Raw genomic sequence first — 11,980 nt, forward strand, 5'->3', positions numbered from 1 at the left:
GGTACGACTATCGACAGACGAGCTAACAGGATTTTAACCATGCAAAAAGACGCGCTGAACAATATTAATATCGCCGCTGAACAGGTAATGATTACCCCGGACCAGTTAAAGGCTGAATTCCCGTTAACCACAGCCCAGACACAGCAAATAGCGCAATCCCGTAAAACCATATCAGACATTATTGCCGGGCGCGATCCGCGCCTGCTGGTGGTGTGTGGACCTTGCTCAATCCACGATCCGCAAACAGCGCTGGAATATGCCCGTCGGTTTAAAACTCTGTCTGAACAGGTGAGTGATAGTCTCTACCTTGTTATGCGCGTCTATTTTGAAAAGCCCCGCACCACCGTTGGCTGGAAAGGGCTGATTAACGATCCTCATATGGATGGCTCGTTTGATATTGAAACCGGGCTGAAGACTGCCCGTAATCTGCTGGTGGAGCTGGTCAGCATGGGGCTGCCGCTGGCAACTGAGGCGCTGGATCCGAACAGCCCTCAGTACCTGGGCGATCTGTTCAGCTGGGCGGCCATTGGTGCCCGCACTACAGAATCCCAGACTCACCGGGAGATGGCCTCTGGCCTGTCAATGCCGGTTGGTTTTAAAAACGGGACCGACGGGAGCCTGGCGACCGCCATTAACGCCATGCGCGCAGCGGCAATGCCGCACCGTTTTGTGGGGATCAACCAGGCCGGGCAGGTGAGCCTGCTGCAAACCCGCGGTAATCCGGATGGTCATGTGATCCTGCGCGGCGGTAAAGCGCCCAATTACAGCCCGGCAGATGTTGAACAGTGTGAAAAAGAGATGTCCGGCGCTGGCCTGCGCCCGGCGCTGATGGTGGACTGCAGCCACGGCAACTCAAACAAAGATTACCGCCGCCAGCCTGCGGTTGCTGAGTCTGTTATTGCACAAATTAAGGATGGTAATCGCTCCATTATTGGCCTGATGATAGAGAGCAATATCCACGAAGGTAACCAGTCTTCAGAACAACCGCGCAGCCAGATGCAATACGGGGTTTCCGTGACCGATGCCTGCATCAGCTGGGAAACAACCCAGGCACTGTTAAGTGAAATTCATCAGGATTTATCTGCGCATCTGAAGGCGCGTCTGGCTTAAGAGGTTTTTGTTATGGTGGCTGAGTTGACCGCATTACGCGATCAAATCGATGAAGTAGACAAGGCGCTGCTGGGGTTGCTGGCGCGCCGCCTGGAGCTGGTGGCTGAGGTTGGCGAAGTTAAAAGCCGCTACGGGCTGCCGATCTACGTGCCGGAGCGAGAAGCGTCTATGCTGGCCTCCCGGCGAGCGGAGGCGGAAAAGCTGGGTGTCCCCCCGGAGCTTATCGAAGATGTGCTGCGCCGGGTGATGCGTGAATCCTACTCCAGTGAAAACGACAAAGGCTTTAAAACACTGCACCCTGAGCTGCGCCCGGTGGTGATTGTGGGGGGGCAGGGCCAGATGGGGCGGCTGTTCAGCAAAATGCTGGCGCTTTCCGGCTACCAGGTGCGCTCCCTGGAGCAGGAAGACTGGCCGCAGGCGGAAGAGATCTTAAAAGACGCCGGGATGGTGATAGTCAGTGTGCCCATTCATCTGACGGAGCAGGTGATAGCCCGGCTGCCACCGCTGCCGGAGGATTGCATTCTGGCGGATCTGGCATCCGTGAAAGCAGCACCGCTTGAGGCGATGCTGGCGGCGCACCCGGGGCCGGTGCTCGGGCTGCACCCGATGTTCGGGCCAGACAGCGGCAGCCTGGCAAAACAGGTTGTTGTGTGGTGCGATGGCCGCAAGCCGGAGGCCTATCAGTGGTTTCTGGAGCAGATTCAGGTCTGGGGGGCGCGGATCCACCGGATAAGCGCCGTAGAGCACGATCAGAATATGGCGTTTATCCAGGCGCTGCGCCACTTTGCCACCTTTGCCTACGGGCTGCACCTGGCGGAAGAAAATGTACAGCTGGAGCAGCTGCTGGCGCTCTCTTCCCCCATTTACCGCCTTGAGCTGGCAATGGTCGGGCGGCTATTTGCCCAGGATCCTCAGCTGTATGCCGATATTATTATGTCCTCGGAAGATAATCTGGCGCTGATTAAGCGCTACTACAGGCGCTTTGGTGAGGCGATAGGCCTGCTGGAGCAGGGTGATAAACAGGCGTTTATCGACAGTTTCCGCAAAGTAGAGCACTGGTTCGGGGATTATGCCCGCCGTTTCCAGAGCGAAAGCCGGACACTCTTACGCCAGGCGAACGACAGCCGGTTGTAATCCATGTGGTAAACGGGCAAGCCGGAGTGATACCGGCTTGCCGTGCTGTTACCGGGCCGGATCTACCGGCACCACATTCTCACTGGGGTAGCATCCCAGCACTTTCAGCGAGCGGGCGGTTTCGGTCATTTCACGCAGCGCCTGCTGCATGGCCGCATCCTGCACGTTGGCCTGAATATCCAGATAAAACATCTCTTCCCACGGGTTACCGTTGATCGGGCGTGATTCCAGTTTGGTCATGATCAGGTTGTGATTGCGCAGTACCAGCAGGGCTTCAACCAGTGAGCCCGCCTGCTGGCCGGTCGCCATCAGCAGGGTGGTTTTTGCCGGAACCTGGTCTGAGACATTCACCGCCTTGCGGGCCAGCACCAGGAAGCGGGTAATATTCTGTGTCTGGTTTGCCAGGTTGCGCTCCAGCACCTGCAGGCCATACAGGGCGCCACCGGCTTCACTGCCCAGTGCCGCCACCCGCGGCGAGTTTGCCTGTTTGACTTTTTCCATCGCGGCGGAGGTGCTTTCGCAGTATTCGATCTTCCAGTGCGGGTAGCGGGCAATAAAGTGGCTGCACTGCTGGAAGGGCTGCGGGTGGCTGTAAATCGTCTCTATCTGGTCGAGGGCGGTAGTGGTGGCAACCAGCACGCAGTGGTCGATAGGCACCGTCATTTCACCCACGATGGCCAGCGATGTGTGCTGCAGCAGGTCGTATACGTCGTTAATCGCCCCGGAGCTGGTGTTTTCAATCGGCACCACGGCGTAGTCTGCCTGGCCGGTCTCTACCTGGCTGAAGATATCACTAAAGCGCGTACAGCCGCTTTCCTGGAACTGCTCAAAGTGGCGCGCTGCGTACTGGCGGGCCGCAAGGTGTGAATAAGAGCCTTTCGGGCCGAGGAAGGCCACCCGGGCAGAGGCGGGGTTGGTCTGGTTCAGATGCTGTTGCAGCAGTGCCTGCTGGGTCAGTACGGAGTCTTCGATAATTAACTGGAATAGCCGGGTGATGTAGTGGGCGTCAAGATGGTGGGCTTTGCCCAGCGCTATCAGGCGCTCCAGGAGGTCTTTTTCCCGGTCGATGTCGCGCACGGGCCGGTGGGATGCCAGTTTTGCCTTACCCACTTCCACGGCCAGCTGGCGCCGTTTGCCGAGCAGCTCCAGTAACTGAGCGTCCAGGGCGCTGATTTTGTCTCGCAAGTCCAGTAACGGGTTTTCCGCTGTCATAGAGCTACCTTTTGTCATGTCTTTATTATTGCCGGAAATAAAAAAGGCCCCCCGGTTTGGGAGGCCCTGGTGTTCGTCTTCGCATTCTCTGTCACACGACGAATTGCCTCCCGTTCAGGGGAAGGTAAAAAAGAATGCGAAGAAAAACGGTTGCCGGGTCATATCAGATTCCTGTGGTGTCAGACAGTTAAAGTACCTGTACTCTTTTCGCTCTGTCAACAAAAACAAAAAACGCGCCCTGGGGCGCGTTTATCAGCGTGTTACCGGTGTCAGGCTTTATTCCTCTTCTTCGGCTGCCAGGGTGGTATCTTTCACTGATGTGGCGGCACGGCGTGCTTCGCCTTTGTGCTGCACTTTGTTCAGCTGGCGTTCCAGCTTGTTGATCAGTTCGTTGATTGCCGCATACATATCCACATTAGTGGCGCTGGCAATCAGCTGCCCGTTCGGGGTGTTGATGTTCGCATCGGCCACGTAGCCCTGTGGCTCTTTAGACAAGATAATATGCGGGTTGATCAGGTGAGTTTGCCATTTTTCCAGTTTGGTGAGACGGCTTTCGACATGCTGGCGGATGGCCGGGGTGATTTCCATTTGTTTGCTGGTAATGTTCACTGTCATAAATGTTACCTCTTGTCTTTACCGTCTTGGTGAATTCAGCATACCTCGCTGAATGTTAAAATGTGTGATTTTAATCACGTTATTTTGTCGGTTTTTGTCAGTCAGCTCTTTTTGTGAGACAGGGCATGATACCGCCAGATTTTTCTTGAGAAGTCACCAGACAGGGGCCATATTGAACAGGATCAGTCGCCGCTAAAGCGATTCAGTGGCGGCTAAAATTGCAACAGCAAACCGTATTTACAAAAAAAACGGCAACCCGCGGGTTGCCGTTTTTGCTGTCTGGCTGCGATCAGCTGTTGATGTTGTTCGCAGCGATAATTTTCGCCACTTTGTCTGCCTGTGCGTTCATCTGCAGCTCGCGGTAGGCGTTTTCCATCAGCGGCAGTGCGTCGCGGGTGGCTTTGGTATCCGGGTAGTTACGCAGCATACCCTCAACCCGGTTAACCACAGCGACCCAGGCACCGCGATCGGTGTAGTATTGCGCGACCGACAGCTCATACTTGGAGAGACGGTCTTTCAGGTAGACCAGGCGCTTGGTCGCGTCGGTGCTGTACTGGCTGTTCGGGTAGTTACGCACCAGACGGGAGAAGTCGTTAAATGCGTCGCGGGCGTGTTGCGGATCGCGATCGGAACGATCTACACCAAAGAAGCCCTGTAATGCGCTATCATCTAGCGCCATGTTGGTCAGCCCGCGCATGTAGACCACATAGTCGATGTTCGGGTGAGTCGGGTTCAGACGCATGAACCGGTCAATCGCCGCCTGCGCGAGAGGTAAATCGGCATTTTTGTAGTAGGCGTAGATCAGGTCCAGTTGCACCTGCTGGGAATAGGGGCCAAACGGATAGCGATTATCCAGTGCTTCCAGTTGCGTTATTGCCGCTTTCCAGTTACCGTCCTGCAGTTTTTGCTGTGCTGTCGCGTATATTTCAGAAGGCGGATTATCAGGAACCTCTTCTTTGGAACCGGAGCAACCAGCCAAGGCCAGGCTTAACGTGGCTGCGGCCACCAGATATTTCATGCGCGTCATGACGTTTTGACTTTCCTCAGAATGTTATTCCGGGAGGCTCTCCGTTAAGCTCCCGATAAAGACCAGCTACAATAGCACACTATATTAAACGGCAAAGCCGTAAAACCCAACGTTAACGAAGAAGCTGTCTATGGCACAACTAGTACAACTCACCGCAACGGTGTCCGAATCTCAACTCGGTCAACGCTTAGATCAGGCTTTGGCCGAATTGTTCCCGGATTATTCTCGTTCGCGCATAAAAGAATGGATTCTTGACCAGCGCGTACTGGTTAACGGCAACATTTGCAGCACCCCGAAGGAAAAAGTCTTCGGCGGGGAAAGCGTTGCCATCAATGCCGAGATCGACGAAAACATTCGCTTTGAACCTCAGGATATCCCCCTGGATATCGTCTATGAAGACGATGATATCATTGTTATTAATAAACCTCGCGGTCTGGTTGTTCACCCCGGGGCCGGGAACCCGGATGGCACCGTACTGAATGCACTGCTGCACTACTACCCGCCGATTGTCGATGTTCCCCGCGCCGGTATTGTTCACCGCCTGGATAAAGACACCACCGGTCTGATGGTCGTCGCCAAGACGGTACCGGCCCAGACACGGCTGGTTGAATCCCTGCAACTGCGCGAAATCACCCGTGAGTATGAAGCGGTCGCTATCGGCCATATGACCGCTGGCGGAACCGTCAGCGAGCCTATCAGCCGCCACCCGACTAAACGTACCCAGATGGCTGTCCACCCGATGGGGAAACCTGCAGTCACCCACTACCGTATTATGGAACATTTTCGCGTGCATACCCGGCTGCGGCTGCGCCTGGAAACCGGGCGTACGCACCAGATTCGTGTACACATGGCCCATATTACTCACCCGCTGGTGGGGGATCCGGTTTACGGTGGCCGTCCGCGTCCGCCGAAACACGCCTCTGATAAATTTATTGACGTGCTGCGCCGCTTTGACCGCCAGGCGCTGCACGCCACTATGCTGCGCTTATACCATCCGGTAAGTGGTATTCAGATGGAGTGGCATGCGCCAATTCCTGACGACATGGTGGAGCTTATCGCCGCGCTGCAGGAAGATTTTGAAGAGCATAAGGATGAGGTGGACTGGTTATGACGCAATTGATTATTCCTCAGTGGCCATTACCCGCTAACGTACGGGCCTGTAGCAGCACCCGCACAGGGGGGGTAAGCGAAGGCGCTTACCGGTCGATGAATCTGGGGGCACACTGTGGGGATAATCCTGCGCATGTGGAAGAGAACCGCCAGCGTTTGTATACGGCGGCCGGTATGCCCTCACGCCCGGTCTGGCTGGAGCAGGTCCACGGGAAAGCGGTACTCCAGCTGGATGGTGGCCCTTATACCTCTAAAAGGGCCGATGCCTCATGGACATGTAAACCGGCAACGGTTTGTGCTGTGATGACAGCAGATTGTTTACCGGTGCTATTCTGTAATAGCGCTGGTACTGAGATTGCTGCTGCTCATGCTGGCTGGCGCGGGCTATGTGAAGGTGTGCTGGAAGAGACAATCGCGTGCTTTGCGGATCAGCCTGAAAATATTATGGCCTGGCTGGGGCCCGCTATCGGCCCACAGGCTTTTGAGGTGGGGCCGGAAGTTCGCGAAGCGTTTATGGCGAAAGATGCGGCGGCCGGTGCGGCTTTTCGTCCGGCGGGGCTTAAGTATTACGCTGATATCTATCAGCTGGCCCGCCAGCGACTGGCGCGGGCCGGGGTTACCCGGATCTTTGGCGGTGAACACTGTACCTGGACTGAGTCTGATACGTTCTTTTCTTATCGTCGTGACAAGGTTACCGGCCGTATGGCAAGTTTCATCTGGCTGATATAACCTATAGAATCAAGACGATCCAGCGCGTATAGCTGCCTTCGCATATATTTATGGTCATTAACCTTGAATATTTGAGGGATGACCTCATTTAATCTCCAGTAGCAATTTTGACCTGTTATGGGAGGAGTTATGCGCCTGGATCGTCTTACTAATAAGTTCCAGCAAGCACTCGCCGATGCCCAGTCCCTCGCTCTCGGGCACGACAACCAATATATCGAACCTCTTCACCTGATGAGCGCTCTGCTCAGCCAGGAAGGGGGATCTGTTGCCCCGTTACTTACCACTGCCGGCGTGAATGTCGGGCAGTTACGTACCGCTATTGATGAAGCGCTGAAGCGCCTGCCCCAGGTTGAAGGGACCGGTGGTGATGTTCAGCCGTCTCAGGATCTGGTGCGAGCCTTAAATCTGTGCGACAAGCTGGCACAGAAACAGGGTGACAATTTTATTTCATCAGAGCTGTTTGTTCTGGCGGCGCTTGAGACCCGCGGGTCCCTGGCCGATTTACTGAAAAATGCCGGACTGACGACAGCCAACGTAACGCAGGCCATTGAGCAACTGCGTGGAGGCGAAAGCGTGAATGATCAGAATGCCGAGGATCAACGGCAGGCATTGAAAAAATTTACCGTGGATCTGACCGAGCGGGCCGAGCAGGGCAAGCTGGATCCCGTTATCGGGCGTGATGAAGAGATCCGCCGCACTATTCAGGTACTGCAGCGCCGGACCAAAAACAACCCGGTACTGATTGGTGAGCCTGGCGTGGGTAAAACCGCCATTGTGGAAGGGCTGGCCCAGCGTATTGTTAATGGCGAAGTGCCGGAAGGGCTGAAAGGCCGCCGGGTACTGGCGCTGGATATGGGGGCGCTGGTGGCCGGGGCGAAATACCGCGGTGAATTCGAAGAGCGCCTCAAAGGGGTGCTTAACGATCTGGCCAAACAGGAAGGCAATGTCATCCTGTTTATTGACGAGCTGCACACTATGGTGGGGGCAGGTAAAGCAGACGGCGCCATGGATGCCGGGAATATGCTGAAACCGGCGCTGGCCCGTGGTGAGCTGCACTGCGTGGGTGCCACCACACTGGATGAGTATCGACAGTATATTGAAAAAGACGCCGCCCTGGAGCGTCGTTTCCAGAAAGTATTTGTGGCGGAGCCGAGCGTTGAAGATACCATCGCGATTCTGCGTGGCCTGAAAGAGCGCTATGAATTGCACCACCATGTGCAAATCACGGACCCGGCAATCGTGGCGGCGGCAACGTTGTCCCACCGCTATATTGCTGACCGGCAGTTGCCGGATAAAGCCATCGACCTTATCGATGAAGCGGCGTCCAGCATCCGTATGCAGATAGACTCCAAACCCGAAGAGCTCGATCGTCTGGACCGGCGTATTATCCAGTTAAAACTGGAGCAGCAGGCCCTGCGTAAAGAAGCAGACGAAGCCAGTAAAAAACGGCTGGATATGCTGGAAGAAGAGCTCGCCGATAAAGAGCGCCAGTATTCCGTGCTGGAAGAAGAGTGGAAAGCGGAAAAAGCCTCGCTGTCCGGTACACAGACTATCAAAGCGGAGCTGGAGCAGGCGAAGATTGCCATTGAGCAGGCGCGCCGTAACGGCGACCTGGCCCGCATGTCTGAGCTGCAATACGGGAAAATCCCTGAACTGGAAAAACAGCTGGCGGCGGCCACCCAGTCTGAAGGGAAAACCATGCGTCTGCTGCGTAACAAAGTGACCGACGCGGAAATTGCGGAAGTGCTGGCTCGCTGGACCGGTATTCCGGTCTCCAGAATGATGGAGAGCGAGCGCGATAAACTGCTGCGTATGGAAGAGCAACTGCACGATCGTGTTATCGGCCAGAATGAAGCAGTTGAAGCGGTATCTAACGCGATTCGCCGTAGCCGTGCGGGCCTTGCGGATCCTAACCGGCCGATTGGCTCCTTCCTGTTCCTTGGGCCGACCGGGGTTGGTAAGACCGAATTGTGTAAGGCGCTGGCTAACTTTATGTTCGACAGCGACGACGCGATGATCCGTATCGACATGTCCGAGTTTATGGAGAAACACTCGGTATCGCGTCTGGTGGGGGCACCTCCGGGATATGTGGGTTATGAAGAAGGGGGCTACCTCACGGAAGCCGTGCGGCGGCGTCCTTATTCCGTCATCCTGCTGGATGAAGTGGAAAAAGCGCACCCGGATGTCTTTAATATCCTGCTGCAGGTGCTGGATGACGGGCGCCTGACAGACGGGCAGGGGAGAACGGTCGACTTTCGCAATACGGTCGTGATTATGACCTCTAACCTGGGGTCTGATCTTATTCAGGAGCGTTTTGGCGAGCTTAACTATGGCAGCATGAAAGACCTGGTTCTGGAGGTTGTCAGCCATAATTTCCGCCCGGAATTCATTAACCGTATTGATGAAGTGGTGGTATTCCACCCGCTGGGCCAGCAGCATATTGCTTCTATTGCCCAGATCCAGCTGCAGCGGTTGTACAAACGCCTGGAAGAGCGCGGCTACAGCGTGCATATCTCTGCCGAGGCGCTCAACCTGCTGAGTGAAAATGGCTTTGATCCGGTATATGGCGCGCGTCCGCTGAAACGCGCTATCCAGCAGCAGATTGAAAACCCGCTGGCTCAGCAGATCCTGTCTGGTGAACTGGTGCCGGGGAAAACCATCGAGCTGGTGGACAAAGACGGCACGATTGTGGCGACCCAGTCATAATTATTGCGAATGCTAAAGGCCCTGCGGGGCCTTTTTTGTTGCATAAACCACCAGAATGGCGGTGTTACATACAGTATTGCCTGGAAAATAATCACTCGGTAAAGTTTTTTAAAAACAGGGGTTGCCAGCGGCCAGGAACTCCCTATAATGCGCTCCCACTGACACGGCACAGCGGCTTCACGGTCCAGCCAGTCAGGCGAAGTAAAACGAATTATCAGTAGCGAATGGCGAAAATAAACGTTGACTTCGAAGCGGGGAGGCGTAATATGCACACCCCGCGCCGCAGAGAAAAACGCGCGGCACTGCTCTTTAACAATTTATCAGACAATCTGTGTGGGCACTCTAAGGCACTGATATCTTAACGTCGCAAGACGAAAAATGATTATCAAGTCTCAAGAGTGACTAACAGTTAATTCATTACGAATAAACAGTTTAATTCTTTGAGCATCAAACTTTGAATTGAAGAGTTTGATCATGGCTCAGATTGAACGCTGGCGGCAGGCTTAACACATGCAAGTCGAACGGTAACAGGAATCAGCTTGCTGATTCGCTGACGAGTGGCGGACGGGTGAGTAATGTCTGGGAAACTGCCTGATGGAGGGGGATAACTACTGGAAACGGTAGCTAATACCGCATAATGTCGCAAGACCAAAGTGGGGGACCTTCGGGCCTCATACCATCGGATGTGCCCAGATGGGATTAGCTAGTAGGTGGGGTAACGGCTCACCTAGGCGACGATCCCTAGCTGGTCTGAGAGGATGACCAGCCACACTGGAACTGAGACACGGTCCAGACTCCTACGGGAGGCAGCAGTGGGGAATATTGCACAATGGGCGCAAGCCTGATGCAGCCATGCCGCGTGTATGAAGAAGGCCTTCGGGTTGTAAAGTACTTTCAGCGGGGAGGAAGGTGTTGAGGTTAATAACCTCAGCAATTGACGTTACCCGCAGAAGAAGCACCGGCTAACTCCGTGCCAGCAGCCGCGGTAATACGGAGGGTGCAAGCGTTAATCGGAATTACTGGGCGTAAAGCGCACGCAGGCGGTTGATTAAGTCAGATGTGAAATCCCCGGGCTTAACCTGGGAACTGCATTTGAAACTGGTCAGCTTGAGTCTCGTAGAGGGGGGTAGAATTCCAGGTGTAGCGGTGAAATGCGTAGAGATCTGGAGGAATACCGGTGGCGAAGGCGGCCCCCTGGACGAAGACTGACGCTCAGGTGCGAAAGCGTGGGGAGCAAACAGGATTAGATACCCTGGTAGTCCACGCCGTAAACGATGTCAACTTGGAAGTTGTGGTCTTGAACCGTGGCTTCCGGAGCTAACGCGTTAAGTTGACCGCCTGGGGAGTACGGCCGCAAGGTTAAAACTCAAATGAATTGACGGGGGCCCGCACAAGCGGTGGAGCATGTGGTTTAATTCGATGCAACGCGAAGAACCTTACCTGGTCTTGACATCCATAGAACTTGGCAGAGATGCCTTGGTGCCTTCGGGAGCTATGAGACAGGTGCTGCATGGCTGTCGTCAGCTCGTGTTGTGAAATGTTGGGTTAAGTCCCGCAACGAGCGCAACCCCTATCCTCTGTTGCCAGCACTTCGGGTGGGAACTCAGGGGAGACTGCCAGTGATAAACTGGAGGAAGGTGGGGATGACGTCAAGTCATCATGGCCCTTACGACCAGGGCTACACACGTGCTACAATGGCGCATACAAAGAGAAGCGACCTCGCGAGAGCAAGCGGATCTCATAAAGTGCGTCGTAGTCCGGATTGGAGTCTGCAACTCGACTCCATGAAGTCGGAATCGCTAGTAATCGTGGATCAGAATGCCACGGTGAATACGTTCCCGGGCCTTGTACACACCGCCCGTCACACCATGGGAGTGGGTTGCAAAAGAAGTAGGTAGCTTAACCTTCGGGAGGGCGCTTACCACTTTGTGATTCATGACTGGGGTGAAGTCGTAACAAGGTAACCGTAGGGGAACCTGCGGTTGGATCACCTCCTTACCTTAAAGATACAACCTTTCAGTGCTCACACAGATTGTCTGATAGAAAATAACGAGCAGTAATACTCCGGCAGGCTTGTAGCTCAGGTGGTTAGAGCGCACCCCTGATAAGGGTGAGGTCGGTGGTTCGAGTCCACTCAGGCCTACCAATTTACTCCCTGACTTTGTTGTAGCAAAGCTCGCATACTTCAGTATGCTTCGCTTCACTACGCCGCGTCAGTCAGCAAATTAGGTTCACGGGGTTGTTGCTACGATGGGGCTATAGCTCAGCTGGGAGAGCGCCTGCTTTGCACGCAGGAGGTCTGCGGTTCGATCCCGCATAGCTCCACCATCGTCTGCT

At 54.8% G+C, this 11,980-nt stretch carries 9 protein-coding genes, 2 tRNA genes, 1 rRNA gene and 1 other annotated feature; of the genes, 8 read left to right on the top strand and 4 right to left on the bottom strand.

The features are described from left to right. Positions 1-39: 39 nt before the first annotated feature. Positions 40-1,110, top strand: coding sequence for a 3-deoxy-7-phosphoheptulonate synthase AroF (gene aroF, locus EBL_RS04605; RefSeq protein WP_002445491.1), 1,071 nt, complete (start codon positions 40-42; stop codon positions 1,108-1,110). Between the two features lie 12 nt (positions 1,111-1,122). Beyond that, a complete protein-coding gene (gene tyrA, locus EBL_RS04610) occupies positions 1,123-2,244 on the top strand; it encodes a bifunctional chorismate mutase/prephenate dehydrogenase (RefSeq protein WP_002445488.1) in 1,122 nt (373 codons plus the stop codon). 48 nt (positions 2,245-2,292) lie between these two features. On the opposite strand, the gene pheA is transcribed toward tyrA, so the two are convergent. The 4 genes from pheA to bamD form a co-directional block, all read right to left on the bottom strand. Next, positions 2,293-3,456, bottom strand: coding sequence for a bifunctional chorismate mutase/prephenate dehydratase (gene pheA, locus EBL_RS04615; RefSeq protein ID WP_002445486.1), 1,164 nt, complete (start codon positions 3,454-3,456; stop codon positions 2,293-2,295). 37 nt (positions 3,457-3,493) lie between these two features. Then, positions 3,494-3,619 (bottom strand) — a sequence feature (Phe leader region). Further along, on the bottom strand, positions 3,571-3,618 hold the full coding sequence (gene pheL / locus EBL_RS20750; RefSeq protein WP_193364084.1) for a pheA operon leader peptide PheL: 48 nt from the start codon (positions 3,616-3,618) through the stop codon (positions 3,571-3,573). (Overlaps the previous feature by 48 nt.) A 113-nt stretch (positions 3,620-3,732) precedes the next feature. After that, positions 3,733-4,071 carry a ribosome-associated translation inhibitor RaiA gene (raiA, locus tag EBL_RS04620; protein WP_002445485.1) on the bottom strand — a complete coding sequence of 113 codons (339 nt, stop codon included), beginning with the start codon at positions 4,069-4,071 and terminating at the stop codon, positions 3,733-3,735. Between the two features lie 289 nt (positions 4,072-4,360). Beyond that, entirely contained in the window at positions 4,361-5,098 is a 738-nt protein-coding gene (bamD, locus tag EBL_RS04625) for an outer membrane protein assembly factor BamD (protein ID WP_002445483.1), read from the bottom strand. A 130-nt stretch (positions 5,099-5,228) separates the two neighbouring features. Here bamD and rluD point away from each other — a divergent pair, with 130 nt between their 5' ends. The 6 genes from rluD (at position 5,229) to EBL_RS04655 (ending at position 11,971) form a co-directional block, all read left to right on the top strand. Then, positions 5,229-6,209 carry a 23S rRNA pseudouridine(1911/1915/1917) synthase RluD gene (gene rluD, locus EBL_RS04630; protein ID WP_002445481.1) on the top strand — a complete coding sequence of 327 codons (981 nt, stop codon included), beginning with the start codon at positions 5,229-5,231 and terminating at the stop codon, positions 6,207-6,209. Next, complete coding sequence (yfiH, locus tag EBL_RS04635) at positions 6,206-6,937, top strand: purine nucleoside phosphorylase YfiH (RefSeq protein ID WP_002445479.1); 732 nt, start codon at positions 6,206-6,208, stop codon at positions 6,935-6,937. The genes rluD and yfiH overlap by 4 nt, the downstream gene beginning before the upstream one ends. A gap of 129 nt (positions 6,938-7,066) precedes the next feature. Next, complete coding sequence (gene clpB / locus EBL_RS04640; protein ID WP_002445477.1) at positions 7,067-9,643, top strand: ATP-dependent chaperone ClpB; 2,577 nt, start codon at positions 7,067-7,069, stop codon at positions 9,641-9,643. A gap of 456 nt (positions 9,644-10,099) precedes the next feature. Next, positions 10,100-11,641: ribosomal RNA gene (locus EBL_RS04645) — 16S ribosomal RNA — on the top strand. 71 nt (positions 11,642-11,712) lie between these two features. Beyond that, positions 11,713-11,789, top strand: a tRNA-Ile gene (locus tag EBL_RS04650). Between the two features lie 106 nt (positions 11,790-11,895). Further along, positions 11,896-11,971 (top strand) — tRNA-Ala (locus EBL_RS04655). The last annotated feature ends 9 nt before the right edge of the window (positions 11,972-11,980 follow it).

The sequence above is a fragment of the Shimwellia blattae DSM 4481 = NBRC 105725 genome (assembly GCF_000262305.1).
In the GTDB taxonomy this organism is placed as follows: Bacteria; Pseudomonadota; Gammaproteobacteria; order Enterobacterales; family Enterobacteriaceae; genus Shimwellia; species Shimwellia blattae.